We start from the raw sequence: 25,850 nt of genomic DNA, 5'->3' as shown, positions 1-25,850 counted from the left end.
TCCGTCCTCCCGAGGTCTCCCCACCACGGTAGCGGGCGGCCGCGCACCGGATCAGATCGTGGACACCAGCACCGTGTCCGCCAGCACCGGCGCGTCGTCCCGCTCGGCCGCCGACGTCGTCACCAGCAGCCTGCCGTCCTCGCGCCACACCCGGATCCGCAGCGTCTCGCCCGGGAACACGACCCCGGCGAACTTGGCCCCGAACGACGCCACGCGCGCCGGGTCGCCGTCGAGGAGCTCGTTCACCAGCACCCGCGCGACGATCCCGTACGTGCACAGCCCGTGCAGGATCGGCCGCTCGAACCCGGCCGCGCGGGCGAACGACGGGTCGGCGTGCAGCGGGTTCCGGTCGCCGCACAGCCGGTACAGCAGCGCCTGCTGCGGCAGCGTCGGGGTCTCGAAGACGAAGTCCGGCGCGCGTGACGGCCACCCGATCCGGTCGGACGGCCCCCGCGAGCCGCCGAAACCGCCTTCGCCGCGGGCGAAGATGCTGGACCGGGCCGTCCACAGTGGATCGCCGGCCGACGACGTGACCGCCACCTCCTGGACCACGACCGCCGCCTTGCCCTTGTCGAAGACGTCCGCGACCCGCGAGCGCGCCACCGCCTTCCCGGAGGTGGGGATCGGCCGGTGCAGGGTGATCTCCTGCTTGCCGTGCAGGACCTTCGCCAGGTCGATCTCGATGCCGGGGAACGACACCGCCGGCGGCTCGAACACGCGCAGGTTCGCCGCGACCGTCGCGAACGTCGGCAGCACCACCAGGTCCCGCTCGTAGGTGTAGCGCAGCTCGGCCGGCCCCGCGCCGAGGGCCAGGTGGTAGAGCAGCACGTCCGACGACGTCCAGGCGAAGCTCACCTCGCCGATCTCGGCGCCGATCGCGACGTCGGGGTTGATGGGCACGCGGGCTCCTATTCGTAGCTGATCGAGACCTCGTCGGTGACCGGCAGCGACTGGCAGGCCAGCACGATGCCGTCGGCGATGTCCTCGGCGTCCAGGACCTCGTTGTGCAGCATCTTCACCTCGCCCGAGACGACCCGGCACGCGCACGCGCTGCATTGTCCCTCGCGGCACGAGTAGGGCGCGTCCATCCCCGCGTCCAGCAGCTGGTCGAGCAGCTTCCGCTGCCGTGGCCACGCCATCGAGCGCGTCTCGCCGTCCAGTGACACCGTCAGCGAGGCGGGTGCTTCGTCGGAAGGCTGCTCTTCTTCGACGACGTCTTCGAACGGATTCCCGGTCAGCGACGTGAACTTCTCGACGTGCACCCGCTCCCGCGGCACCCCGAGCTGCCCGAGCGCTTCCCGCACGGCCGCCATGAACGGCGCAGGCCCGCACAGGAACGCCTCGTACGACGTATAGGCCGACGCCAGTCCCCGCAGCTGCGCGACGTCCGGGAGCCCCTGGACGCTCTCCAGCCAGTGCACGACGACGAGCCGGTCGCCGTAGCGCTTCGCCAGCGACGCCAGTTCGCCCGCGAAGATGACCGAACGCTCGTCGCGGTTCGCGTAGAGGAGGACGACCCGGCCCGAGCCGGTCTCCAGCGCCGTCTTCAGGATCGCGATGACCGGCGTGATCCCGCTGCCGCCGGCGAAGAGCAGGAAGTCCTCGTCCACCGACGCGGGGCAGAACACCCCGGCCGGGGCCAGGACGTCGACCCGCATCCCGGGCTTGAGGGACGAGCAGATCCAGCTCGACCCGTACCCGCCGTCGGTCCGCTTGACCGTAACCTGCACGCGGTTCTCGTGCGGCGCGCTCGACAGCGAATAGCACCGCGCCACCGAACCCGTCCGGTCGCTGGGGATCTTCAGGGTCAGGAACTGCCCGGCGGAATAGCGGAACGCCTCGGCGTGCTCGGACGGGACGTCGAAGACGACCGACCGCGTGTCGGGTGTCTCGACGACGACGTCGGCAACCGTCAGCGTGTAGACCCGCTCAGCCATCGGCCACCGCCAGCGTGCCTTCGCGCACCGCGTCGGCGATGCTGCCGGCCAGTTTCGGGCACGAGTCGAGCAACGCGCTCGGGCCGTCGGCGCCGGCGAACACCGGGCAGGTGTCGGCGGGCCGGGACGTCCACTGGATGCTCGTGTGCTGGATGCTGTTCTTCTTCACCAGCACGCGGGTTCCGCAGCTGCGGCACTCGTGCGGCCGCATCCCGCCCGACAGGAACTCGGTCTGCTCGGCGGTGGTCACACTTCCGCCTCGGCCTTCCGCCGGGCCAGGTTCTCCGCCACCTCGGCCGCCCACGCCTCGTTGGCCTTCGTGGTGTCCACCTCGAACTCGAACCGCCGCGTCATGTCCTCGGTGACGTCGGCGACGTCGACGTAGAACTGCTGGTACCAGCGGCGCAGCTGGTAGACCGGGCCGTCCTCTTCGCACAGCAGCGGGTTGTCGATCTGGGTCTTGTGCTTCCAGATCTCGACGTCCTGCAGGAACCCGGCGCCGATGCCCTTCGCCAGCTTCGCGGCGATCTTGTCCGCGTGCTCGCCGGTGATCCCGTGCTGCTTCTTCACCTTCATGCCGTACTGCAGCACGAACGACGTCGGCGTCACCGGGTAGTGGCAGTTGATGAGCACGCTTTCGATTTCGTAGCCCTGGAACGAGTTCACCAGCTTGTTGATCATGTACGACGGCCCGAAGTACGACGCTTCGGACCGCAGCAGGTTGTCCTCGCCGCCGTAGTTGGACGCCATGCCCATGTCCGGGCGGCCTTTCGTGTTGAGGTACTGCGTGGCGATGTGCCCCTCGAACACGTTCTTGAAGTACGTCGGGTAGGCGTAGTGGATGTAGAAGAAGTGGGCCATGTCGACGACGTTGTCGATGATCTCCCGGCAGTTGGAGCCGTCGATGAAGATCTCGTCCCAGGTCCAGCTGCTCCACTCGTCGCTGTAGGCGGCCTCGATCCGCGGGATCGCCAGCTCCGGCGGCGGCGGGTTGCCCTCCGGGTCGTGCCAGACGAGCAGCTGGCCGTTCTGTTCCGTCGCCGTCCACGACCGCGTCCGCGCGCGCAGCGGGACCCGCTTGGCGTAGGGGATCGAGACGCACTTGCCGTTGCCGTTCCAGCGCCAGTCGTGGAACGGGCAGGCCACCTCGTCGCCCTTGACCGTGCCCTGGGTGAGGTCGCCGCCCATGTGGCGGCAGTAGCCGTCGAGCACGCGCAGCTGCCCGCCGGAGTCCGCCCACACCACCAGCTTGGTGCCGAACGCCGTGACGGCGTGGGGTTTCCCGTCGCGGAACCGATCGGCCAGGCCGAGGCAGTGCCAGCCGCGCGCGAACCGGGTCGGCGGCTCACCGGCGTGGATGGTGCGTACCGAATCCTGCGTCATCGCTGCCCTCCCGTGGTGGCTTGATCTTCGTGCGCCAGCCGCGTGGCCGCAAGGTAGCCGAACACCATGGCGGGCCCGATGGTCGCGCCGGGCCCGGCGTACGTCCGGCCCATCACGGCCGCGCTGACGTTGCCCGCCGCGAACAACCCGGGCACCACCGAGCCGTCCTCGCGCAGGACCCGGGCGTGCTCGTCGGTGCGCAGGCCGCCCTTGGTCCCGAGGTCGCCCGGCACGATCTTCACCGCGTAGAACGGCGCCTTGTCGAGGGGACCGAGGCTGGGGTTGGGTTTGTTGCGCGGGTCGCCGTAGTAGTGGTCGTACCGGCTGGCCCCGCGGTGGAAGTCCTCGTCGACGCCCCGGCGCGCGAAGCCGTTGAACCGCGTCACCGTGGCTTCGAGGGCGTCGGCCGGGACGCCGATCTTCGCCGCCAGCCCGGCCAGTGTCGACGACTTCGCCGCGATCCCGGCCTTGAACCAGCGGCCGGGCAGCGGCTGACGCGGCCCGATGCCGGTGAACATGTACCGGTCCTTGTAGCGCTGGTCGAAGACGAGCCAGGTCGGGATGTGCTCGCCCGGCCCGTCGCCGGGGCCGTACATCGCGTGGACGGCCTCGACGTAGGGCGCCGACTCGTTGACGAACCGCTCGCCGCGCGCGTCGACCATGACGCAGCCCGGCCGCGACCGTTCGGCCAGCGCGAACCACGGGCCGCCGGTGAGCGGCAGTGTCGGGCCCCACCAGGCGTCGTCCATCAGGTCGAGCGCGGCGCCCAGCTTGAGGCCCGCGGTGATGCCGTCGCCGGTGTTGGCGGCCGCGCCGACGGTCCAGTCGACGCCGATCGGCGCCCGCTGGTACTTCTCGCGCATCTCGAGGTTCCGCTCGAACCCGCCGCTGGCCAGGATCACCCCGCGCCGGGCGGGCACGACGCCGTTGCCGGTGACGACGCCGGTGACGCGGTCGCCTTCGGTGGCCAGGTCGGTCAGCGCCGTGTTCAGCCGGACCTCGACGCCGGCCCGGGCCAGGCCGGCCCGCAGCCCGGCCGCCAGCGCTTGCCCCATGCTCAGCAGCCGCTGCCCGCGCAGCCGTCCCACCAGCCACTGCCGGCCCAGGGACAGCAGCCGGACGGCCCCGCGCGGGTGCCGGGCGAGCAGGCTCAGCCAGCGGTAGTCCGCCTGGGTGATCGGCACGCCCAGCGGGGGCGCGCTGTACGGCGGCTCGAGGCGGGCCAGCTCGGCGCCGAGCAGCTTGCCGTCGAGCGCGACCGGCTCGACCGAGCGGCCGCCGGGCCGCCCGCCGGGCGCCTCGGGGTGGTAGTCGCTGTAGTCGCGGACCCAGCGGAACTTCAGCGGCGTGTGGTCGCAGACGAACTTCAGCACCTCGGGGCCGTGGTCGAGGAACGTGTCGCGCCGGGCGGCCGGGACGACGTCGCCGACGATCGAGGCCAGGTACTCGCGCGCCCGCTCGGGTGGTTCGTCGATCCCGGCGGCACGCAGCGCGTGGTTGCCGGGCAGCCAGACGCCGCCGCCGGAGCGCGCGGTCGAGCCGCCGAAGCAGGCCGCCTTCTCGAGGACGACGACGCTGAAGCCGTGGTGGGCCGCGGCCAGCGCGGCGGTCATCCCGGCGGCGCCGCTGCCGACCACGACGACGTCGAACTGCTCCGTCATGCCACCTCACTATAACGTGTTCCACGGACAGAGTACCCAGTTGAGAGCCGCTTTCGGTCACCATAGACGAGAACGTGTTTCAGTTCTAGGGTGACGACCATGGACGAACTCGTCGCGGACGTGGTCATCGTGGGGTTCGGGGCGGCCGGCGCCTGCGCCGCCCTCGAAGCGGCCGACGCGGGCGCCGACGTCGTCATCGTCGAGCGGTTCGCCGGCGGAGGCGCGAGCGCGGTCAGCGGGGGCGTGGTCTACGCGGGCGGCGGCACCGCCCAGCAGCTCGACGCGGGCGTCGACGACTCCGTCGACGCGATGTACGCCTACCTGCGCCGGGAGGCCGGCGACGTCGTCTCCGAGGCGACGCTGCGGCGGTTCTGCGAGGGCAGCCGCGAGATGATCACCTGGCTGGAGGGCAACGGCGTGCCGTTCGAAGGCAGCCTGTGCCCGTACAAGACGTCGTATCCGAGCGACGCGCACTACCTGTACTACTCCGGCAGCGAGGCCGCGGGCGGCTTCCGGGAGGCGGCGAAGCCCGCGCCGCGCGGCCACCGCGTCAAGGGGCCGGGTACCTCGGGAAAGATGCTGATGACGCGCCTCAACGAAGCCGTGCGCGCCCGCGGTGTCCGCGTGCTGACCCAGACGACCGGGCGGGCGCTGGTCCGCGACGACGAGGGCCGGGTCACCGGGCTCGTCGCCGACACGCTTTCCGGCGCTCCCGCGGGCGTGCGGGCCCGGCACCAGCGCTTCGCGCAGTACGCCGCGAAGCCCGGCATCTACGTGCCGTCGCTGCGCAAGTCCCTGCACCGGCGGGTCGAGCGCTTCGAACGCGCGCACGGCCGGGAGCTGCGGATCACCGCCCGGCGCGGCGTCGTGCTCGCCGCGGGCGGGTTCATCGCGAACCGCGAGATGGTCCGCGAGCACGCGCCGAAGTACCGCGGCGGGCTCGCGCTCGGCACGTCGGCCGACGACGGCTCGGGCATCCGGCTCGGCGTCGAAGCCGGGGCCGCGACCGGCGGACTGGGCCGGATCTCCGCGTGGCGGTTCGTGACACCGCCCAGCGCGTTCCTCGGCGGGATCATCGTCGACGCCGGGGGACACCGGGTGATCGACGAGTCCCGCTACGGCGCCGCCGTCGGCGAGAAGCTCATCGAAGAGCACGACGGCAAGGGCTGGCTGCTCGTCGACGCGCCGATCGTCGCGCAGGCGCGGCGGGACGGCCGCGCGCAGAGCCAGTGGTTCCAGTGGCTGCAGCTGCGGTACCTGCTGCGCCGCGGCCGCGTGGTCGGCCGGACGCTCGACGAGGTCGCGCGCAAGGCCGGAATCGACGCCGCGGGCCTGCGCGCGAGCGTCGAGGCCTACCACGGCGACCACGACCCCACCGGCAAGCCCGGCGAATTCCGGCGGCGGCTGGAGACCCCGCCGTTCTCGCTCATCGACATCTCCGTGCGGCCCAACCTCGGCTATCCCACGCCGATGCTGACCCTCGGCGGCCTGGTCGTGGACGAGGACACCGGCGCGGTGCGGAGCACGGCTGGGGTGCCGATCCCCGGGCTGTACGCCGCCGGCCGCACCGCGGTGGGAATCTGTTCCAGGTCCTACGTGAGCGGGTTGTCCCTGGCCGACTGCGTGTTTTCCGGCCGCAGGGCGGGGATCAACAGTGCCCTGGCGCAGGGCGTTCTCGACAAAAACGAGAACGTGTTCTAGTCTTGCGGCAGTGACGAGGAGAGGAACTTGCGCATGAGCGAGCAGGTGATCGCCGGGGTCCGGGACCTCCTGCCGGTCCTGCGGGAACGGGCCCAGGACACCGAGGACGCGCGGAACGTCCCCGACGAGTCCGTCAAGGCCCTGCAGGAGACCGGGTTCTTCAAGATGCTGCAGCCGAAGTCCTTCGGTGGCCTCGAAACCGACCCGGTGAGCTTCTACACCGCGGTCAAGCTGATCGCGAGCGCGTGCGGGTCCACCGGCTGGGTCGCGTCCATCCTCGGCGTCCACCCGTGGCACGTCGCGTTGTTCGACGCGCAGGCCCAGCAGGAGGTCTGGGGCGAGGACGAAGACGTGCGGATCTCCTCGTCATACGCCCCGATGGGCAAGGCGGAGGTCGTCGACGGCGGCTACCGGCTCTCCGGCCGCTGGAGCTTCTCCTCCGGCTCCGGCCACTGCACGTGGGTGCTGCTCGGCGGCCCCGCGTTCTCCGGCGGCAAGCCGGTCGACTTCTGCACCTACCTGCTGCCGATCGCGGACTACGCGATCGTGGACGTCTGGGACACGGTCGGCCTGCGCGGCACCGGCTCGAACGACATCGTGGTCGAGGACGTCTTCGTGCCGCAGCACCGGGCGCTGAGCTTCATCGCGACGTCGAAGTGCAAGGTGCCGGGCCAAGCCGTGAACCCCGGTCCGCTGTACCGGCTGCCGTACGGCTCGGTGCACCCGACGACGATCACCGCGCCGATCATCGGCATGGCCCAAGGTGCCTACGACGCGCACGTCGAGCACCAGCGCAAGCGCGTGCGGGCGGCGTACGCCGGTGAACAGTCCAAAGAGGACCCGTTCGCCAAGGTGCGGATAGCCGAGGCGGCCAGCGAGATCGACGCGGCCTGGCTGCAGCTGACCCGCAACATCGACGAGCTGTACGAGCTGGCCAAGCGCGAGGAGCGGCTCCCGACCGACCTTCGGCTGCGCGTCCGGCGTGACCAGGTGCGCGGCACCGAACGCGCGATCGCCGCGATCGACCGGCTCTTCGAGAACTCCGGCGGCCGCGCGATCCAGCGCGGTACGCCGATCCAGCGCTTCTGGCGCGACGCGCACGCGGGCCGCGTCCACGCGGCGAACGACGCCGAACGCGCGTACGTCATGTTCGGCACCGGCGCCTTCGGGCTCCCCGTCGAGAATGCGATGTACTGATGGCTCCGGAAGGCAAGTACGTCCGAGCGGGCAGTCTGGACCTGCACTACCACGAGGCCGGCGCCGAGCACGCCGAGACGGTGATCCTGCTGCACGGCGGCGGGCCCGGCGCGTCCGCGTGGAGCAACTTCGGGCGCAACCTGCCGGTGTTCGCCAAGCACTACCGCACGATCGCCGTCGACCAGCCCGGCTTCGGCCGGTCGGACAAGCCTGCCGAGCACCCGCAGTACTTCCGGCACAGCGCGGACGCCGTCGTCGGCCTGATGGACGCCCTCGGCGTCGAACGCGCCCACTTCGTCGGCAATTCGCTGGGCGGGGGAGCGGCGGTCCGGCTGGCGCTGAACCACGGCAAGCGGGCCGGGCGGCTCGTCCTCATGGGGCCGGGCGGCCTGAGCGTCAACGTCTTCGCGCCCGACCCGACCGAAGGGGTCAAGAACCTCGGCCGGTTCGCCGCGAAACCGTCCCGCGAACGCATGGCAGCGTTCCTGCGGATCATGGTCCACGACCAGTCGCTGATCACCGACGAACTGATCGACGAGCGCTTCGCCGCGGCGAACACCCCGGAGTCGCTGGCCGCCATGCGGGCCATGGGCATGTCGTTCGCGCAGCCGGGCACCTACGAAGAAGGCCTGCTCTGGCGCGAAGCCCACCGCCTCCGCCAGCGCGTGCTGCTGGTCTGGGGACGCGAGGACCGCGTCAACCCGCTGGACGGCGCGCTGCTGGCCCTGAAAACCATCCCCCGCGCGCAGCTGCACGTGTTCGGCGGCTGCGGGCACTGGGCCCAGCTGGAGAAGTTCGACGAGTTCAACCGGCTGGCCCTCGACTTCCTCGGGAGTTCCTGATGGGCATCCGGTCACTGGGCTACCTCCGCATCGAAGCCACCGACATGGCGGCCTGGCGCGAGTACGGGCTCAAGGTGCTCGGCATGGTCGAAGGCAGCGGCACCGACCCGGACGCGCTCTACCTGCGCATGGACGACTTCCCCGCCCGGCTGGTCATCGCGCCCGGCTCGGCGGACCGCTTGGCGGTCACCGGCTGGGAGGTCGCCAACGCGGGTGACCTGGCCGAGCTGCGGTCCCGTTTGGACAGTGCGTCGGTGCCGTACAAGGAAGGCACGCCGGAGGAGCTGACCGACCGGCGCGTCGACGAGCTGATCAGCTTCGACGACCCGTCCGGCAACACCCAGGAGGTGTTCCACGGCGTCGCGCTGCAGCACCGGCGGGTCGTGAGCCCGTACGGCCACAAGTTCGTCACCGGCGAGCAGGGTCTCGGGCACGTCGTGTTGTCCACGACGGACGACGAGGCGTCGCTGCGGTTCTACCGGGACGTCCTCGGCTTCCGGCTGCGCGACTCGATGCGCCTGCCGCCGCAGCTGGTCGGGCGTCCGGCCGACGGCCCGCCCGCGTGGCTGCGGTTCTTCGGCTGCAACCCGCGCCACCACAGCCTGGCGTTCCTGCCGATGCCGACGCCGAGCGGGATCGTGCACCTGATGGTCGAGGTGGAGAACACCGACGACGTCGGCCTGTGCCTCGACCGCGCGATCCGGCGCAAGGTGCCGCTGTCGGCCACGCTCGGCCGGCACGTCAACGACCTGATGCTGTCGTTCTACATGAAGACCCCCGGCGGCTTCGACGTCGAGTTCGGCTGCGAAGGCCGCCAGGTCGACGACGACAACTGGATCGCGCGCGAGAGCACCGCGGTTTCCCTGTGGGGCCACGACTTCTCGGTCGGCGCGCGGCCCCCGGGCGCATGACGTCCGTGGCGGTCGGCCGGACCGAGTTCCGCAGCGTGCTCGGGCACTTCTGCACGGGCGTCACGGTGATCACCGGCCGCGACGGCGACACGCTCGCCGGGTTCGCCTGCCAGTCGTTCGCCGCGCTGTCGCTCGATCCGCCGCTGGTGCTGTTCTGTCCGGCGAAGACCTCACGGACGTGGCCGGTGCTGGCCGCGGCGGGCCGGTTCGCGGTCAACGTGCTGGCCGAGGACCAGCAGGAGGTCAGCGCGGTGTTCGGCGCCCGCGGCGAAGACAAGTTCGCCCGGTTTCGCTGGACGCCGGCGCCGTCGGGCGCCCCGCTCCTCGAGGGCGCGCTGACCTGGATCGACTGCGCGCTGGAAGCCGTCCACGAGGCGGGGGACCACTACGTCGTGATCGGCCGGGTCACGGCGCTGGGCGCGCCCTCGGACGCGCGGCCGCTGCTGTTCCACCGCGGCCGGTACGCGGTCACCGAGCCGGCGCGGGACGCGCTTGCGGCGTTGATGCCGTGGCCGCGTCCCGATGACTGGCTCTGATCTCTGACGCTGCGTGATCGCCGATCGCGGCGAGTTGGCGCGACCGGGTGGTTGTGCACCGGTTCACAGGTGGGCCGCATCCCATTGACGAGAAAAAGTCGAGCCCCGCGCGCACACTGTTATCGAGATGACGTTTTCCCGGGGAGGAGTGAGTCGCGCATGCGTGGGCCCAGCGGACGGATCGCCCGGTTCCGGCGCCGGTTGCACCCCGGCCGCAACCCGCTGGCCCGGTTGGGCGACCGCGTCGAGGCGGCGCTGCTCGTCCTGGTGTTCGCCGGCGCGCTGCTGGCCCTCCCGTTCGCGGCGGCGTTCGGCTCGGACACCTACGCGGCCCAGACCGCCCGCGCCGAGCAGGAGCGCACCACCCGCCACCCGGCGACGGCGGTCTCGCTGACCGCGGCACCCAGCCAGTCCTACAGCACCGACGGCGCCGGCGCCCCGGCCGACCAGACGACGGTCCGCGCGGCGTGGTTCGACGCCCGCGGCACCCGCCACACGGGTGACGTCCTCGCGGACGCGGGCAGCCCGGCGGGCACGCAGGTCCCGGTGTGGCTCGACCAGCGCGGCGAGCTGACGAGCGAACCGCTCACGCCGTCGACGTCGGCAGCGGACGGCATCTTCGCGGCGATCCTGCTGTGGGTCGCGATCACGGGCGCGCTGCTGGGCCTGTACGGCGCCGTCCGGCTGGTGGTGAGCCGCCTGCACGCGGCGGCGTGGGACCGCGCGTGGGCGCAAGCGCGGCACGACAGCCGGTTCTGATCGGCCTTCGTCCGTTTCGCCTGGTCCGGGTCCGCGATTCCGCCAAGGTCCGGTTCCGTGGCCGCTTCCCCGCGTGACCCGTCCCGACCCGCTGGTCGAGGAACTCCGCGGGCGCCTGCCCGCCCTGGCGGACCGGTTGTTCGCCGCCGTCGAGGCACAGTTCGCCGGCGACGCCGCTGTGCGCGCGGTCCGGCGCCCGCCGGTCACCACCGGGCCCGACGGCCTGGCACGGCCGCAGCTGGAGATCCTCGGGTACCTGTACTGCGCGGGCACCGTCCTGGGGTGTTCGACGCCGGCTTCAGCCCGGCGGACCTCGAGCGCGGCCGCGCTCGGGGCGACGCCTCCTTCCACACCCTGGCGTCGGTGCGCCAGCTCTTCGCGGTCAACGCGAGGCTCGCCTGGCTGACCGTCAGCGCGTTCGACGAGGCGTGGGAACTCGAGACCGTCCCGCCGCCCTGGGCTCACTTCCAGCGGAAGTGCACGAACACCCGGCCGAAGTTGTCCTTGTCCTTCTCCACCCGGTGGTAGAGCGCCTTGACGTCCTTGCGCTCGAGGAACCGCAGGACGTGCTTCTTCAGCTGGCCCGAGCCCTTGCCGGGGATGATCTCCACCAGCGGTGCCTTCTTGGCGACGGCTTCGTCGATGATCGCGCGCAGCGCCCGGTCGATCTCGCCGCCGCGGTTGTAGATGTCGTGCAGATCCAGCTTCAGCTTCACAGCGCCTGCCACCACCCGTCCACGGGCGGGGGAGCCGCCGCGTCGATGCGCTCGCCCGGGCGGGGGACCGCCAGGGGCAGGTCGGCCGTTTTCGCTTCGCGCCACACCCGGTCCGCCGGCTCGCCCCACGGGTGCATCGCCAGCTGGAACGTGGCCCAGTGCACCGGCACCAGCAGCTTCGCCCGCACGTCGAGCCCCGCGGCGACACCTTCCTCTGGCGTCATGTGGATGTCCGGCCAGTGCGGGGCGTACGCGCCGACCTGGATCAGCGCCACGTCGAACGGGCCGTGCTCCTCGCCGATCTTCGCGAAGCCGTCGAAGTAGCCAGTGTCGCCGCTGTAGAACACCCGGTGGGCCGGCCCGGCCAGGACCCACGACGTCCACAGCGTGTCGTCGTTGGTGATGCCGCGGCCGGAGAAGTGCTGGGCCGGGGTGGCGACGAAGCGGACACCCGCCACCGTCGCCTCCTCGTGCCAGTCCAGCTCGATGATCCGCTCGGCCGGGACGCGCCAGCGTTCCAGGTGCGCGCCGACGCCGAGCGGGACCAGGAACGGTGCGCGCGAACCGGCGACCAGCGCGCGGACCGTCGCCAGGTCGAGGTGGTCGTAGTGGTCGTGCGAGATCACCACCGCGTCGATGCGGCCGAGCCCGGACAGCGGCACCGGTGGCTCGTGCAGCCGCCGCGGGCCGGCGAACGCCGCGGGCGAGACCCGGTCGCTCCACACCGGGTCGAGCAGCACGCGGGCGCCGTCCAGCTCGACCAGCGCCGACGCGTGGCCGTACCAGGTCACGTGCAGGCCGTCGGCGGATTCGGCGGGCGCCGCCGCGACCAGCGGCACCGCGCCGGCCGGCTTGCGCAGCTCGCGGTGCTCGCCGAAGAACATCTCGCGGAAGATGGTCCGCATCGCCGCCGCGGTCATCGGGTGCCGCGGCGCCGCGTTGCGGAACACCTTCCCGTCGAACTGCGGCGAGGACCGGACGCGCTCGGCCCGCGCGCCGGTGGCCTTCGCGCCGAACGCCGCCGGCAGGTCCCGGAGAGCCCCGATCGTCTTCCTCATGACGCCGAGTCTACGAACGGTTCCTGAGAGGCGCCCCAGCTTCGTGCAGGTGGGTGAGCGCCTGCCGGTAGGACTCGGCCAGGCTGGTCTGCAGGTACGGGATGCCCAGCTCGGCGCAGTAGGCCTGCACGATCGGCTGCGCCCGCCGCAGGTGCGGCGACGGCATGCTGGGGAACAGGTGGTGCTCGATCTGGTAGTTGAGCCCGCCGAGTGCGACGTCGGTCACGACCCCGCCGCGGACGTTGCGCGAGGTCAGCACCTGCTTGCGGAGGAAGTCGAGCTCGGGCCGCCCGGTCAGCGTCGGCATGCCCTTGTGGTTGGGCGCGAAGATCGATCCCATGTAGACACCCCAGAGTCCTTGGTGGACGGCGAAGAACAGCAGCGCCATGCCGGGGGAGAGGACGGTGAGCAACGCGGTCAGGTAGCCGGCGAAGTGCGCGGCGAGCAGTGCGGCTTCGACCTTCCGGTGGCGCAGGCCCGGCTTCCGGACCGCGCGGATGCCGGACCAGTGCAGGTTCAGCCCTTCGAGGGTGAGCAGCGGGAAGAACAGGAACGCCTGGTACCGCCCGATGAACCGGGCGGCACCGCCGGCGGACCGGGCCTGGTCCTTCGACCACACGAGGATGTCCGGGTCGACGTCCGGGTCGAGCTCCTCGTGGTTGGGGTTGGCGTGGTGGCGGGTGTGCTTGTCCATCCACCAGCCGTAGCTCATGCCGATGCCGAGGTTGCCGGCCAGCATCCCGGCGATCTCGGTCGGCCGGCGGCGGCGGAACACCTGCTTGTGCGCGAGGTCGTGCGACAGCAGCGCGATCTGCCCGAACATGACGGCCTGGAACGCGGCGACGGCGAGCTGCCACCAGGAGTTCCCGAGGAGGGCGAAGGCCACCCAGCCGGCGGCGAACAGGCCGAGGGTGACGGTGAACCGGGCGACGTAGAAACCGGGACGGCGCGCCATCAGCCCAGCGGCGGAGATGCGGTGGCTCAGCCGGGCGAAGTCGCTGCCGGTGCTGATCTCTGTGGTGGTCACGCACCCGAGTCTTCGCGGTAGGGGGCCCCACCGGAACCCGGAGCGCCCCAGGCATTTTCGGGGGGCCCGCCCTACCGCCGACTCTGGTATGCAAGCGCCCCAATGCGGCCTTCGGTGCGTCAGACGCACCCAAGGCGGCCTTCGGTGCGTGGGACGCAACCAAGGTGGCCTTCGGTGCGCCGCCCATGCCCCACCGGCGCCCCGACGGAGGTGCGCACCCGAGGCCGCCGTGGACGGTTGCCTCAGGCGCCGACGTACTCCGCCAGGTGCTCGCCCGTCAGCGTCTTCCGTGACCTCACCAGCTCCGACGGCGTGCCTTCGAACACGATCCGGCCGCCGTCGTGGCCCGCGCCGGGGCCGAGGTCGATGATCCAGTCCGCGTGCGCCATCACCGCCTGGTGGTGCTCGATGACGATCACCGACTTGCCCGACTCCACCAGCCGGTCCAGCAGGCCCAGCAGCTGCTCGACGTCGGCCAGGTGCAGGCCCGCCGTCGGCTCGTCGAGCACGTACACCCCGCCCTGCTCCGCCATGTGCGTGGCCAGCTTGATCCGCTGCCGCTCGCCGCCGGACAGCGTGGTCAGCGGCTGGCCGAGCGTCAGGTAGCCGAGGCCGACGTCCGACAGGTGCGTCAGGATCCGGTGCGCCGCCGGGAGGGCGGCGTCGCCGCCGGCGAAGAACTCGAGCGCTTCGGCCACGGACATCCCGAGCACCTCGCTGATGTCCCGGCCGCCGAAGGTGTACTCCAGCACCTCGGCCATGAACCGCTTGCCCTCGCACACCTCGCACGGCGTCGCCGTCCCGGCCATGATCCCGAGGTCGGTGTAGACGACGCCCGCGCCGTTGCAGTTCGGGCACGCGCCTTCGGAGTTCGCGCTGAACAACGCCGGCTTCACGCCGTTGGCCTTGGCGAACGCCTTGCGGATCGGTTCGAGCAGGCCGGTGTAGGTCGCCGGGTTGCTCCGGCGCGAGCCGCGGATCGCGGTCTGGTCGACCGTCACGACGCCCTCGCGGCCGGACACCGAGCCGTGGATCAGCGAGCTCTTGCCCGAGCCCGCCACGCCGGTCACGACCACCAGCACGCCGAGCGGGATGTCGACGTCGACGTCCTGCAGGTTGTGCGTCGAAGCGCCGCGCACCTGGAGGACACCCGACCGCGAGCGCACCGACTCCTTCAGCGACGCCCGGTCGTCCAGATGCCTGCCGGTCAGCGTCCCGCTCTTGCGGAGACCGTCCACAGTACCCTCGAAGACGACCTCGCCGCCTTCGGCGCCGGCGCGCGGGCCGAGGTCGACGACGTGGTCGGCGATCGCGATGGCTTCCGGCTTGTGCTCGACGACCAGCACCGTGTTGCCCTTGTCGCGCAGCTGCAGCAGCAGCTCGTTCATGCGCCGGATGTCGTGCGGGTGCAGGCCGATCGTCGGCTCGTCGAAGACGTAGGTGACGTCGGTGAGCGACGAGCCGAGGTGGCGGATCATCTTGGTGCGCTGGGCTTCCCCGCCGGAGAGCGTCCCGGACGGACGGTCGAGCGAAAGGTAGCCGAGCCCGATCTCGACGAACGAGTCGAGCGTGCGCTTGAGCGCTTCCAGCAGCGGCGCGACCGACGGCTCGGCCAGCTTCCCCACCCAGGCGGCGAGGTCGCTGATCTGCATCGCGCACGCGTCGGCGATGCTGATCCCGTCGATCTTCGACGAGCGGGCCTCCGCGGACAGCCGCGTGCCGTCGCAGCCGGGGCACGTCGTGAAGGTGACGGCCCGCTCGACGAACGCGCGGATGTGCGGCTGCAGCGAGTCGACGTCCTTGGACAGCATCGACCGCTGGATCGCCGGCACCAGGCCCGAATAGGTCAGGTTGATGCCGTCGACCTTGATCTTGGTCGGCTCCTTGTACACCAGGTCGTTGAACTGCTTCTTGGTGTACCTCTTGATCGGCTTGTCGGGGTCGAAGAAGCCGCAGCCGCGGAAGATGCGGCCGTACCAGCCCTCCATGCTGTAGCCCGGGATCGTGATCGCGCCTTCGTTGAGCGACTTGTTCTCGTCGAAGAGCGCGGTTAGGTCGATGTCCTCGACGCGGCCGCGGCCCTCGCAGCGCGGGCACATGCCGCCGGTGATGCTGAAGCTGCGGCGTTCCTTGATCTGCCGGCCGCCCTTTTCGATCGTCACCGCGCCGGCGCCGCTGATCGAGGCGACGTTGAACGAAAACGCCTGCGGCGAACCGATGTGCGGCTGCCCGAGCCGGCTGAAGAGGATGCGCAGCATCGCGTTCGCGTCGGTGGCGGTGCCGACGGTGGAGTGCACGTTGGCACCCATCCGCTCCTGGTCGACGATGATCGCCGTGGTGATCCCGTCGAGGACGTCGACGTCCGGCCGCGCCAGCGTCGGCATGAACCCCTGCACGAACGTGCTGTAGGTCTCGTTGATCAGCCGCTGCGACTCCGCGGCGATCGTGCTGAACACCAGTGAGCTCTTGCCCGAGCCGGACACGCCGGTGAACACCGTCAGGCGCCGCTTCGGCAGCTCGACGCTGACGTCCTTCAGGTTGTTGACGCGCGCGCCGTGGACGCGGATCAGGTCGTGGCTGTCGGCGGCGTGCCGCGAGGGCTTTCTCGTCGTCATCGGGTCTCCAGCACTCGGTCGAAGGTGGGGGTGCGGCCGTCCCGGACCGCGTGGGCGGCACGCTGGTAGGCGTGCGGGGTCTGGCCGTAGGCCTGGCGGAACCGGTGGACGAGCTGCGCGGCCGTCATGCCGGCGCCGCGGGCGAGCGCCTCGATGTCGAGGGTCGGTTCGCGGTCGACGCGGTCACGGACGCGGCGCAGCAGCACCAGTTCGCGGAAGTGCTCGTGCGCGGCGACCTTCAGGCTGAGGCACATGTCGGTTCCCCTTTCGGTGTGCGCTCGAGCACCGCGCGGGCGGCGATCGGGAGCAGCAGCAGGGTCAGCACGCCGGACAGGACGAGCCCGCCGGTGCTGCCGGCCAGCTCGATCAGCGGACCGCCGAGGGCAAGGCCCAGCGGCGCGGCCACCGTCGAGCCGGTCGTCCACAGCGTGACGACCTGCTGCTGTTCGGCGGGGGCGAGCCCGGACTGCAGGAAGCTGTAGGCGACGGGCGTGAACGGCGCGTACACCAGGCCGCCCAGGCCGAAGACGACCAGCGCGGCGGTGAGGTCGCCGACGGCCGCGAGCGCGATCGGGCACAACGCCCACAGGCCGATGATCGCGACCAGCAGCGGCCGCTGCGGCAGGTGCCGCAGCTGGTTCACCATGGCCGAGCCGAGGAACGCTCCGGCGCCGAGCGCACCCCACAGCAGGCCCAGTCCCGACGCGCCCGCGTGCAGGGTCCCGCTGACGTACAGCGGGAGCGCCACTTCGATGGGCATGTACAGGAAGTTGAAGAAGAACTCGACCACGAGCAGCCGGGCGGCCACCGGGCGGCGGCGCAGGATCCGCCAGCCGGACGCCGGGGGCTCGCGCAGCGCGTCGCGGTCCGCGGCGGCCCGGGGAACACTCGAAAGCGTGGCTCCCAGCAGGATCAGCGCGCCGGCCGCGTCGCAGAACAGCGCGTAACCCGCGCCCGCCGTCGCGACGACCAGCCCGCCCAGCACCGGCCCGGCGATGTACAGCGCGAACGTGGTGTTGAGCCCGAGCAGGCCGTTGACCGGGAACCGGCCGTCCTCGCCCGCGGCCGACGTCGCCAGCAGGCGGCGGCTGCTGGACCCGGCGAGCCGGAACGTCGCGCCGAAGAGCAGCCCGGCGATCAGGACGGGCAGCGTGAGGCGCCCGGTGACCGCCAGCGCCCCCAGCGCGGCGAAGGTCAGCGACCGCAGGACGCAGTCGGCGAGGAGCAGGGTGCGCGGCGGCACCCGCACCCGGCCCAGGCCGATGGCCAGCGCGAGGACGGTCGAGAGCACGAAGGGCGCGGCCTCGACCAGCCCGATCGCGACGGCGTTCGGCACGGGCCCGTGCAGCGCCAGTGTCTGCACGGGCATGGCCACGATGATCATGCCGGTGCCGGCGTTGGCCAGCAGGTCCCCCAGCAGCAGCCCGGCCACCCGCCGGTCGCGCAGCACCTGGCGGTACGAGCGGGCCGCGACCTCGCTCAGCGCAGCTCCTGGATGCGCAGCAGGTTGCCGGCGGGGTCGCGGAAGGAGCAGTCGCGGACCCCGTAGGGCTGCTCGGTCGGCTCCTGGACGACCTCCGCGTTGCCCGCCTCCAGCTTCGCGAACAGCGCGTCGAGGTCCTTGGTGGCGAGGTTGATCCCGGCGTAGGTGCCCTTGGCCATCATCTCGCTGATGGTGCGGCGCTCGTCGTCGGTGATGCCGGGCGTCGCGGCCACCGGCGTCAGCACGATGGCCGTGTCGGGCTGGTTCGGCGGGCCGACGGTGATCCAGCTCATCTCGCCGTACTTGACGTTCTGGCGCACCTCGAAGCCGAGCAGGTCGCGGTAGAAGGCGAGCGACGCTTCCGGGTCGGTGTGCGGGAGGAAGCTCGCGTGAATCGTGACGTCCATGCCGGTCACACTATGTGTGCGCCTGCGGTCGCGCTTCTCGATTCCTGATCGGTCTGGTGACCTGCTTGGCCACGCACGGCGGCATGCCGACGGTCGCCTCGGCCTGCTGCTCGCGGTAGACGCTCGGGGGCATGCCGACCAGCTCGGCGAACCGGGTGCTGAAGGTGCCCAGCGACGAGAACCCGACGGTGAAGCAGACCTCCGTGACGCTCAGCTCGCCCGTGCGCAGCAGGGCCATCGCCCGTTCGATGCGCCGCGTCATCAGGTACGAGTACGGTGACTCACCGTAAGCCCGGCGGAACTGCCTGCTGAGGTGCCCGGCGGACATGTTGACCCCCCGCGCGAGCGCCTCGACGTCGAGCGGCTGCGCGTACTCCCGGTCGATCCGGTCGCGGACCCGGCGCAGCAGCGCGAGGTCGCGCAGGTACTGGGCCGTGGCGGCGGTGCTGGTCACGCATGAATCGTGCCACAGCGGACCGCGTCCGCGCCGCGAGTGATCGGAGGTGCCACGGTCAGCGGGCGGCGTCGCGCAGCGTGTCGCGCAGCCAGCGCTGGGCCGGGTCCGTGTCGAGCCGGACGTGCCAGGACAGCCGGACCACCACCTCCGGCAGGGCCGCCGGGACCGCGAACCGGCGCAGGCCCAGCGCCGGGCCGTGCCGCTCGGCGAGCCGCTCGGGGACCAGTCCGACGTGCCCGCTCGACGCGACCAGCAGCAGCGCCGCGGCCGACGTCGGCACCACGGCCGCGACGTGCCGCCGGAGCCCGGCCGCGGCCAGCACGTCGTCGAGTGGCCCGCGTGCCCGGCCCCGGCGGGACGCCGAGACGTGCGGGTGCTCGCACAGCTGGGCCAACGTCGGACGGCGGCCCAGCGGGCTGCCGGCGCGGACCACGCCGACCAGCCGCTCGCGGTAGAGCACCGCCGTCCGGATGTCCGGTGCCGCCACCTCGCCCGCGCCGATGTCGAGGTCCACCGAGCCGTCGCGCAGGGCCTCGGCGCTCTCGGTGCCTTCCGGGACGAAGCGCAGCGTCACGCCCGGCGCGGCCGCCGCCGTGGCTTCGACCGCCGCCGCGGCCAGGGTCGCCGCCACGCCGTCGTTGATGCGGATGGTGAACGCGCGTTCGAGACGCGCCACCGAGAAGTCCACGTTGACCAGCGACGCCGCCTCCTCCAGCAGCGACCGCACCCGCGGCGCGGTCCGCAGCGCGAACGGCGTGGGCGCCATCCCGCGCCCGGCGCGCACCAGGATCGGGTCGCCCATCGCCCGCCGCAGCCGGCCCAGCGCCCGGCTGGTCGCCGGGATGGACAGGTGGAGGCGCTCGGCCGCCGCCGTGACGCTCCCTTCCCGCAGCAGCGCGTCGAAGACCCGCAGCAGGTTGAGGTCGAGCTGGTCCGGCATGGTTGCATCGTACGCAAAACAGCCTTGCCGAAGTTGCGTGGCGCGATATCCCGGCCGGTTCCTAGCGTCGGGTCATGCACTCCAAGGAACGTGGCCTGCTGACGCTGATGTGCGCCTGCGTCGTCCTGGTGGTCGGCATGGTCGCGGCGATCAACCTCGCCGTCCCGATGCTCGCCGCGAGCGACCTGCACCCGTCCGCGTCCTCGCTGGTCTGGATCGTCGACACCTACGTGATCGTGTTCGCCTGCCTGGTGATCCCCGGCGGCGCGGCGGGCGACCGGTTCGGCCGCAAGGGCGTCCTGCTCGCCGGGCTCGGGCTCTTCGCGGCGGGCACGCTGTTGTCGGCGGTGGCCCCGGACGTCGTCCTCCTGCTCGCCGGCCGCGCGGTCACCGGCGCCGGCGCCGCCGCGGTGCTGCCCAACTCGCTCGCGGTGCTGCTGCACGCCGTGCCGGCGCGACGCCGGCCCGCCACCATCGCCACCTGGGCGTCGATGACCGGCATCGGCGGCGTGGCCGGCAACGCCGGCGGCGGGCTGGTGCTGGCTTCCGGTTCGTGGCGCTCGCTGTTCGCCGTCGCCGTGCCGATCGCGCTCACCGCGGCCGCGCTGGTGGCCCGTCTGGTCCCGGTGTCGTCGCGCCACGACCGCCGTCTCGACCCCTTCGCCGCGATCCTGCTGATCGCCGCGTCGGTCGCGTTGCTGGTGGGGATCGTCCAGGGCCCGGAGGCCGGGTGGGGCAGCCCGGTCGTGGTGACCGGGTTCGCCGGCGCCGCCGTGCTCTTCGCCGCCTGGACGCTGCGGGAGCTGAAGGCCCGGCATCCGCTGCTGGACCCGCGGCTGTTCCGGATCGCGGGCCTGCGCAGCGCCTGCCTCGGCATGACCACGATCTTCTTCGGCATGTTCGCGCTGTTCTACGTCAACGCGTCGTTCCTCCAGTACGCCAAGGGATTCGGCGTGCTGGGCACCGGGCTCGGGATCATCCCGCTGACCGTCCCGATCGTGCTCGGCGGCCGCCACGCCGGCCTGCTCACCCGCCGGGCCGGCCTGACCGCCACGGTGGTCCTCGCCTTCGCGTTCGTCGGCGGCGGCCTGCTCGGACTGTCCACAAGCGACACTCAGACGCCGTACGCCGGCTATGCGGCGTGGCTGGTGGTGACCGGGATCGGCGTGACGCTGGCGCTGCCGGCGCTCTCGGGCGTCATCGCCGGTTCGCTGCCGCCGGCGCAGGCCGGGGTCGCCACCGGGCTGCAGGCCACCACCCGCGAGTTCGGCAGCGCGCTCGGCGTCGCCGTGATCGGCACGGTGCTGACCGCCCGGTTCGCCGCCGCGCTGCCGCCGGACGCGCGGGGCGCGCACACGGTCGCCGAGGCCCTCGCCCGCACGAGCCACGCGCCCGAGGTCGTCTCGGCGTTCGTCGCGGGGGCGGACGCCGGGCTGCGGGCGGTCGGGGTGGCGGTGCTGGTCCTCGGTGCGCTGGTGGCGGCGGACGCGTGGCGGCACCGGAGCTGAAGCGCCCGTGCCGGTCTTCCCGGCGGCATACCCTTCCCCCGGGAAGACCGGCACGGACCTGCTCGCCGCGGGCGGGAACCCGCCGCGGCGCCCGGCCCCGGGCCCCCGCCCGGTGCGCCGGAAGAAGGCCGTCGGCGGGGTGTCGGGTTCCCGGGACGGCCCTCCTCCGGCCCGCCGGGCGTCCGGTCCGGTCCGGACGCGAGGCGGGCATGGGGACGCTGGGGCCGGCCACCACACCACCCAGCCGCGGAGGGGGTGTGGTGACCGGCGAAGGGACGGTGGCCGCCGCGCGCAGCCACGTCCCGGCTCTACCGCCCCATCGGGATGGCCATGGTCGGCAGCGCCGCGGCGGGCTGCGCCGCGAACGCCGTGGTGGGCAGCGCCTGGGCGGGGAACGCCGTGGTGGGGATGTCGTTGGCGAACTCGCTCGCGAACTCGCGCTCGAACGCCTGCTCGTCGAAGCCGCTGTCGAACTCCGGCGGCACGTCGGCCGCGAGCCCGGCGAGCGACGGCGCCACCGCGGGCACCTCGGGCGCGGGCTCCGGCTCGGGCACGTAGTCGGGCGCGGGCAGCCGCCGGTCCAGCTCGGCCATCCAGTCGAGCATCGCCCGCGGCTTGTCCCACGACGAGATCCCGACGAGCCGCCCGTCCCGCACGAACCCGGTGATGCCGTCGGCGAGCGACACGGTGTCCTCCGCCAGCGACGGCATCCCGCACATCTGCAGCCGCGTGTCGTACAGCGTCGACCAGGCGCGGGGGAGCGGGGTGAACGGCCGTGCGCTCGAGTGCCCCAGCAGCAGGTTCTCCGCCGCGTGCCGCGCCGACTCGACGGCGTTGATCCAGTGCTCGACCCGCCGCGGGGTCTCGTCGAAACGCAGGTTCGGCCAGCGGGCGATGTCGCCGGCGACGACGACGTCGGAGGCGCCCTCGGCGAACAGCTTCGCGTCGCACAGCACGCCGTCGCTGATGTCCAGGCCGGAGCCGCGCATCCAGTCGACCGACGGGACGCTGCCGATGGCGAGCACGACGACGCTGGCGACCAGCAGCTGGTTGTTCGTCAGGTGCAGCCCGACGGTGTCCTTCGTGCTGATCCAGTGCCGCACTTCGCTCTTCATCGCCAGCTTCGCGCGGTGCTCGTGGTGCGCCTCGACGATGCCGCTCGAGACGCGGTCGCCGAAGCGGTGCAGCGGCGCCTTCGCGTGCCCGACCAGGGTGACGTCCCGGCCGATGTGCCGCATGCTGGCGGCGAACTCGTTGCCGATCAGGCCGGCGCCGATCACGACGGCCGGCTTCTTGCTGGCGTGCAGGCAGCGCCGCACGGCCATCGAGTCCTCCACCGTGCGCAGGATCCGCACCCGCGGGTCGTGCCGCGGCGCCCCGGGCAGGTGCCGCGGGTAGACGCCGGTCGCGGCGATCAGGCCGTCGTACCACAGGGATTCGCCGCCGGGCAGGTGCACGACCCGCTCGACGGTGTCGAGGTGGGTGACCCGCGCGCCGAGCCGCCAGTGCACGTCGAGGTCGGGCAGGTAGTGGTCGAGCCCGACGTCGCTGGGCCGCTCGGTGCCCATCACGAGGGCCTTCGAGATCATCGGCCGGTGGTACGGGCGCCGCGCCTCGTCGCCGATCAGCACGATCTCGCCGTCGAAGTTCAGTTCCCGCAGGCGTTCCGCGGCACGCAGCCCGGCGACGCCCGCGCCGACGATGACGATCCGGTCGCCGTCAGCCATCGAGGTCCCCTCTCACCACGACCGCCTGCATCGGGCAGCAGCGGGCGGCCATCTTCGCCTGTTCCAAGGTGTCTTCGTCCAGCAGCCGCTTGCGGAAGCGCAGGCGGCCGTCCTGACCGAGGTCGAACACGTCCGGGGCCTCCATGGCGCAGATGCCGTAGAGCTCGCACCGGTCGTTGTCGACGCTGATCCGGGGTCCGCCGCCGGGAAACCGGAGGGGCATCAGGCCACCTGCTCTTCCACGAGTCCGATGCGTTCGAGGGTGCGCGCGGGCATGAACCGCAGCAGCGACACGGTCACGGCGGGCACGAGCAGCGTGATGCCGCCCAGCCAGACGGTCGCGAGGTGGCCGTTGGCGATCGCGCCGAACCACGCGTGCAACGCGGTCAAGGCGACCGCCGGGTAGGCGCACCGGTGCAGCCACAGCCAGCGCCGGTAGGAGGTGAACCGCTGCAGGCCCGCGGTGAGCGCGATGGCCAGCATGACCTCGAACCCGACGATGCCCGCGATGTGGCGGGTCTCCTGGCCGCCCAGGAACGGGAGGAACAGGTACTGCAGGCTGTAGGGCTGGATCGTCAGGTAGAAGAAGCCCAGCGCGTGGATGCCGCCGAAGATCAGCGTCCCGGTCGCCAGCACCATGTGCGCGCTGCGCAGCGCCTTGCGGCCGGTGACCGAGCGCACCCAGCCGGTGGCGGTGAGCACGCCCCAGGTGAGCGTCAGCATCATCGCCGCGTAGGACGCGCGGGCGGCGAAGGCCGCCAGCCCGCGGGCCGCCGGGTCGGTCTTCGGCTGGAACTGCTGGGTGAGCACCAGCGTCACGTCGTGCCAGGTCTCAACCATGGGTACCCCCGGTTCTCACGGTGGCCGGCCGGCGGGACGCCCTGGCGCGGCCACGGTTGCCCTTGATCTGACGCAGCACGTAGAACAGGCCGCCGCCGACCAGCAGGAACAGCGCCGCCACCACGGCGATCTGGGACGGATCGAGGCCGAGCGGCGCGCCGACGGGCGCGGCCGTGGTCGAGACGGCCGGGGTGGGCAGCGCGGTGTAGTCGACCATCCCGGTGCTCTCGAGCATCGTCATGTGCCGCATCACGGCCTGGTTGCCGACGGTCGCGAACGCCCGGACGTCGTCGTTGCGGGTCCCGGCGCGCAGCTGCGCGAGGATGGCGAACACCTGGCCGTGCGCGGCGCGCAGCCGGTTGGCGAAGACGCTGTCGAACGCCGGGCCGGGCGCGGCGGCCATCTCTTCGGCGAGCCAGCCGCGCTGCTCTTCGGAAGGCTGGTCGGGCACCGGCGAGTTCAGCTTCGCCGACAGCGCGCGGGTCGCCACGTCGAGCCGCCCGTGGTCCATCATGATCGCGAAGCCGACCGCCTGGACCTTCGGGCTGCCTTTCTGCATGGCCATCATCCCGGACGGCATCTCCCAGAGACCGGCCTGGCGGACCTTGGTCAGCAGCACCGCGTCGGTGTCCGACACCGCGGTGGTCTGCGCGGTCGAGGTCGCGGCCGCCGACGCCAGCAGCGTCAGCACCGCGATCAGCACGAACAGGACCCGCACCAGCGGACGGGACCGCCGGAGCGGGGACGGCGGGGTGAGCTCCAGCCCGGCGAGCTCAGAGGCCGAAAGCATTTTCCCTCCACTGGTCCTGGGTCAACGTGATCTTCTTGCCGTCCGGCGCGATCGGGTACCACGCCTGGTCGACGCCCTGGCCGGACGTGTCGGCCGGTTCGCTGTCGCCGGTGAAGTGGTACAGCGGCCACCCGGCGAGGGTGAGCTGCTGGGTGCCGTCGTCGCGGGTGATCTGCCCGATCAGCGACCGGTCGACGTCGATCGGCGCCGGGTTCCCGCCGGCCTTGACCGGGATCCACTTGGTGGCGCAGGCGTCGGTGCAGTTCGACCGGGACGGGTCGGTGCTGTCCCGGTCGTAGCGGTAGATCGTGTACCCGGTCCCGTCGACGAGCATGAGGCCGAGGTCGAACGTCTTCGCCGCCCTGAGCTGGCTTTTCAGCGGGTCGTTCGGGTTCGCGGTGATGGGCTGCGGCATCGCGATCGTCAGCGGTGCCCGCATGCCCGGCATCTGCATCCCGGCGCCGTAACCACCGCCGGAGGTGGTCGCCGCGCCGGCGGTGCAGGCGGTGAGCAGGGCGAGTGCGCTGAGGCACACGGCGGCACGGGCCACCGGTCGGGGAATGCGGATCACTGCTCCTCCGTGGGCATGACTACGCGCAGTTGCCTGGGGTGCGGCGGAAAAGCGCGCGAAGGATCCACAGTGGACATTCGGTCCGGAGTGGATGCGGAGCGTTGCGGGGGACAACGCCTGGTCGGGGTCTTCGGTAGGGGATACGGACACGATCCGGAAACGGTTCAAAAAAGTTTGGTACTGGACGCCGGGCCCCGCGCACACCAGGATGTCCCGCGTGGGACGGCACACTCGCGCGCTGAGACCCGTCGAAGATCACCAGGAAGCCGTAGCCGGGACCGGCGACGCCTCCGATGATCTGGCGAAGGCGCTCTACCAGGAGTTCGGCGGGTCCCTCATGGCGTTCGCGCTGCGGCTGACCGGCCACGACCGGCAGTGGGCCGAGGACGTCGTGCAGGAGACCCTGATCAAGGCGTGGCGGAACGCCGACAAGCTCGACCGCCGGCCCGAGATGCTGCGTGCCTGGCTGTTCACCGTGGCCCGGCGTATCGTCATCGACGGCTGGCGCAGCCGCAGTGTCCGCCCCCAGGAGCTCGAGGAGATCGAATCCGACGCGATCGCGGTGTCCGACGAATCGGACCGGACGCTCGCCGCGATGATCGTTTACGAGGCGCTGCAGGGCCTTTCGCCCGAGCAGCGGGAAGCGATCCAGCAGACCTACCTGCGCGATCGGACCGTGAACGAGGTCGCGGCGACCCTCGGCGTGCCCCCCGGAACCATCAAGTCCCGCATCCACCACGCCGTCCGCGCGCTGCGCCGGGCCCTGCGCGAGCGGGGGTGAGCT

27 protein-coding genes are annotated in these 25,850 nt (G+C 72.1%); 8 read left to right on the top strand and 19 right to left on the bottom strand.

Annotated elements, in window-relative coordinates; translation table 11 throughout:
* Window positions 1–51: 51 nt before the first annotated feature.
* Genes BT341_RS36185 through kstD form a run of 5 tightly spaced genes read right to left on the bottom strand, consistent with a single transcriptional unit; the run spans window position 52 to window position 4,981 of the window.
* Window positions 52–900, bottom strand: coding sequence for a MaoC/PaaZ C-terminal domain-containing protein (locus tag BT341_RS36185; protein ID WP_072480500.1), 849 nt, complete (start codon window positions 898–900; stop codon window positions 52–54).
* Window positions 901–908: 8 nt separating this feature from the next.
* Window positions 909–1,937, bottom strand: coding sequence for a ferredoxin--NADP reductase (locus tag BT341_RS36180; protein ID WP_072480499.1), 1,029 nt, complete (start codon window positions 1,935–1,937; stop codon window positions 909–911).
* Window positions 1,930–2,187: a hypothetical protein gene (locus BT341_RS36175; protein WP_072480498.1), complete on the bottom strand. Its 258-nt coding sequence runs from the start codon at window positions 2,185–2,187 to the stop codon at window positions 1,930–1,932. Before BT341_RS36175 ends, BT341_RS36180 begins: the two co-directional genes overlap by 8 nt.
* Window positions 2,184–3,320, bottom strand: a complete 1,137-nt coding sequence (locus tag BT341_RS36170) for a 3-ketosteroid-9-alpha-monooxygenase, oxygenase component (RefSeq protein WP_072480497.1) — start codon at window positions 3,318–3,320, stop codon at window positions 2,184–2,186. The genes BT341_RS36175 and BT341_RS36170 overlap by 4 nt, the downstream gene beginning before the upstream one ends.
* On the bottom strand, window positions 3,317–4,981 hold the full coding sequence (gene kstD, locus BT341_RS36165; RefSeq protein WP_072480496.1) for a 3-oxosteroid 1-dehydrogenase: 1,665 nt from the start codon (window positions 4,979–4,981) through the stop codon (window positions 3,317–3,319). Before kstD ends, BT341_RS36170 begins: the two co-directional genes overlap by 4 nt.
* 99 nt (window positions 4,982–5,080) lie before the next feature.
* Here kstD and BT341_RS36160 point away from each other — a divergent pair, with 99 nt between their 5' ends.
* From BT341_RS36160 to BT341_RS36135, 6 genes are all read left to right on the top strand, one after another.
* Window positions 5,081–6,682, top strand: a complete 1,602-nt coding sequence (locus BT341_RS36160) for an FAD-binding protein (RefSeq protein ID WP_072480495.1) — start codon at window positions 5,081–5,083, stop codon at window positions 6,680–6,682.
* A gap of 33 nt (window positions 6,683–6,715) precedes the next feature.
* Complete coding sequence (hsaA, locus tag BT341_RS36155; RefSeq protein ID WP_072480494.1) at window positions 6,716–7,879, top strand: 3-hydroxy-9,10-secoandrosta-1,3,5(10)-triene-9,17-dione monooxygenase oxygenase subunit; 1,164 nt, start codon at window positions 6,716–6,718, stop codon at window positions 7,877–7,879.
* Complete coding sequence (gene hsaD / locus BT341_RS36150) at window positions 7,879–8,721, top strand: 4,5:9,10-diseco-3-hydroxy-5,9,17-trioxoandrosta-1(10),2-diene-4-oate hydrolase (protein WP_177328980.1); 843 nt, start codon at window positions 7,879–7,881, stop codon at window positions 8,719–8,721. The genes hsaA and hsaD overlap by 1 nt, the downstream gene beginning before the upstream one ends.
* Complete coding sequence (gene hsaC, locus BT341_RS36145) at window positions 8,721–9,632, top strand: iron-dependent extradiol dioxygenase HsaC (protein WP_072480492.1); 912 nt, start codon at window positions 8,721–8,723, stop codon at window positions 9,630–9,632. Before hsaD ends, hsaC begins: the two co-directional genes overlap by 1 nt.
* Entirely contained in the window at window positions 9,629–10,168 is a 540-nt protein-coding gene (gene hsaB / locus BT341_RS36140; RefSeq protein WP_072480491.1) for a 3-hydroxy-9,10-secoandrosta-1,3,5(10)-triene-9,17-dione monooxygenase reductase subunit, read from the top strand. The genes hsaC and hsaB overlap by 4 nt, the downstream gene beginning before the upstream one ends.
* A gap of 159 nt (window positions 10,169–10,327) precedes the next feature.
* The gene (locus BT341_RS36135) at window positions 10,328–10,927 is read left to right on the top strand and encodes an Rv1733c family protein (RefSeq protein ID WP_072480490.1); all 600 of its coding nucleotides are present in this window, start codon (window positions 10,328–10,330) and stop codon (window positions 10,925–10,927) included.
* Window positions 10,928–11,388: 461 nt separating this feature from the next.
* Here BT341_RS36135 and BT341_RS36125 read toward each other — a convergent pair whose 3' ends face one another.
* From BT341_RS36125 to BT341_RS36085, 9 genes are all read right to left on the bottom strand, one after another.
* Window positions 11,389–11,643, bottom strand: coding sequence for a Smr/MutS family protein (locus BT341_RS36125; protein ID WP_003092780.1), 255 nt, complete (start codon window positions 11,641–11,643; stop codon window positions 11,389–11,391).
* Window positions 11,640–12,701, bottom strand: coding sequence for an MBL fold metallo-hydrolase (locus tag BT341_RS36120; RefSeq protein WP_072480488.1), 1,062 nt, complete (start codon window positions 12,699–12,701; stop codon window positions 11,640–11,642). Before BT341_RS36120 ends, BT341_RS36125 begins: the two co-directional genes overlap by 4 nt.
* A gap of 10 nt (window positions 12,702–12,711) precedes the next feature.
* Entirely contained in the window at window positions 12,712–13,728 is a 1,017-nt protein-coding gene (locus BT341_RS36115) for a fatty acid desaturase family protein (RefSeq protein ID WP_072480487.1), read from the bottom strand.
* Window positions 13,729–13,970: 242 nt separating this feature from the next.
* A complete protein-coding gene (locus tag BT341_RS36110; protein ID WP_072480486.1) occupies window positions 13,971–16,343 on the bottom strand; it encodes an ATP-binding cassette domain-containing protein in 2,373 nt (790 codons plus the stop codon).
* Window positions 16,340–16,597: a helix-turn-helix transcriptional regulator gene (locus BT341_RS36105; RefSeq protein WP_072480485.1), complete on the bottom strand. Its 258-nt coding sequence runs from the start codon at window positions 16,595–16,597 to the stop codon at window positions 16,340–16,342. The genes BT341_RS36110 and BT341_RS36105 overlap by 4 nt, the downstream gene beginning before the upstream one ends.
* Complete coding sequence (locus tag BT341_RS36100) at window positions 16,582–17,793, bottom strand: MFS transporter (protein WP_072480484.1); 1,212 nt, start codon at window positions 17,791–17,793, stop codon at window positions 16,582–16,584. The genes BT341_RS36105 and BT341_RS36100 overlap by 16 nt, the downstream gene beginning before the upstream one ends.
* 29 nt (window positions 17,794–17,822) lie before the next feature.
* Window positions 17,823–18,233 (bottom strand): VOC family protein, encoded by a 411-nt coding sequence (locus BT341_RS36095; RefSeq protein ID WP_072482371.1) that lies wholly within the window; start codon window positions 18,231–18,233, stop codon window positions 17,823–17,825.
* A 10-nt stretch (window positions 18,234–18,243) separates the two neighbouring features.
* Window positions 18,244–18,687, bottom strand: a complete 444-nt coding sequence (locus BT341_RS36090; RefSeq protein WP_072480483.1) for a helix-turn-helix transcriptional regulator — start codon at window positions 18,685–18,687, stop codon at window positions 18,244–18,246.
* A 58-nt stretch (window positions 18,688–18,745) separates the two neighbouring features.
* Window positions 18,746–19,630 carry a LysR family transcriptional regulator gene (locus BT341_RS36085; protein ID WP_072480482.1) on the bottom strand — a complete coding sequence of 295 codons (885 nt, stop codon included), beginning with the start codon at window positions 19,628–19,630 and terminating at the stop codon, window positions 18,746–18,748.
* 107 nt (window positions 19,631–19,737) lie between these two features.
* On the opposite strand from BT341_RS36085, the gene BT341_RS36080 reads away from it, so the two are divergent.
* Window positions 19,738–21,138 (top strand): MFS transporter, encoded by a 1,401-nt coding sequence (locus tag BT341_RS36080; RefSeq protein WP_072482370.1) that lies wholly within the window; start codon window positions 19,738–19,740, stop codon window positions 21,136–21,138.
* Between the two features lie 308 nt (window positions 21,139–21,446).
* On the opposite strand, the gene BT341_RS36075 is transcribed toward BT341_RS36080, so the two are convergent.
* The 5 genes from BT341_RS36075 to BT341_RS36055 are packed head-to-tail and all read right to left on the bottom strand — an operon-like array spanning window position 21,447 to window position 25,066.
* Complete coding sequence (locus BT341_RS36075) at window positions 21,447–22,865, bottom strand: NAD(P)/FAD-dependent oxidoreductase (protein ID WP_072480481.1); 1,419 nt, start codon at window positions 22,863–22,865, stop codon at window positions 21,447–21,449.
* Complete coding sequence (locus BT341_RS36070; protein WP_072480480.1) at window positions 22,858–23,088, bottom strand: ferredoxin; 231 nt, start codon at window positions 23,086–23,088, stop codon at window positions 22,858–22,860. Before BT341_RS36070 ends, BT341_RS36075 begins: the two co-directional genes overlap by 8 nt.
* Window positions 23,088–23,705 (bottom strand): ferric reductase-like transmembrane domain-containing protein, encoded by a 618-nt coding sequence (locus BT341_RS36065; protein WP_072480479.1) that lies wholly within the window; start codon window positions 23,703–23,705, stop codon window positions 23,088–23,090. The genes BT341_RS36070 and BT341_RS36065 overlap by 1 nt, the downstream gene beginning before the upstream one ends.
* Window positions 23,698–24,495, bottom strand: a complete 798-nt coding sequence (locus BT341_RS36060) for a DUF4142 domain-containing protein (protein ID WP_072480478.1) — start codon at window positions 24,493–24,495, stop codon at window positions 23,698–23,700. The genes BT341_RS36065 and BT341_RS36060 overlap by 8 nt, the downstream gene beginning before the upstream one ends.
* A complete protein-coding gene (locus BT341_RS36055; RefSeq protein WP_072480477.1) occupies window positions 24,479–25,066 on the bottom strand; it encodes a hypothetical protein in 588 nt (195 codons plus the stop codon). Before BT341_RS36055 ends, BT341_RS36060 begins: the two co-directional genes overlap by 17 nt.
* A gap of 217 nt (window positions 25,067–25,283) precedes the next feature.
* On the opposite strand from BT341_RS36055, the gene BT341_RS36050 reads away from it, so the two are divergent.
* Window positions 25,284–25,847 carry a sigma-70 family RNA polymerase sigma factor gene (locus BT341_RS36050; RefSeq protein WP_072480476.1) on the top strand — a complete coding sequence of 188 codons (564 nt, stop codon included), beginning with the start codon at window positions 25,284–25,286 and terminating at the stop codon, window positions 25,845–25,847.
* The last annotated feature ends 3 nt before the right edge of the window (window positions 25,848–25,850 follow it).

Source organism: Amycolatopsis australiensis, assembly GCF_900119165.1.
GTDB classification, from domain to species: domain Bacteria; phylum Actinomycetota; class Actinomycetes; order Mycobacteriales; family Pseudonocardiaceae; genus Amycolatopsis; species Amycolatopsis australiensis.
The sequence above is the reverse complement of the archived record's forward strand: the minus strand, read 5'-3'. Positions and strand labels throughout refer to the sequence as shown.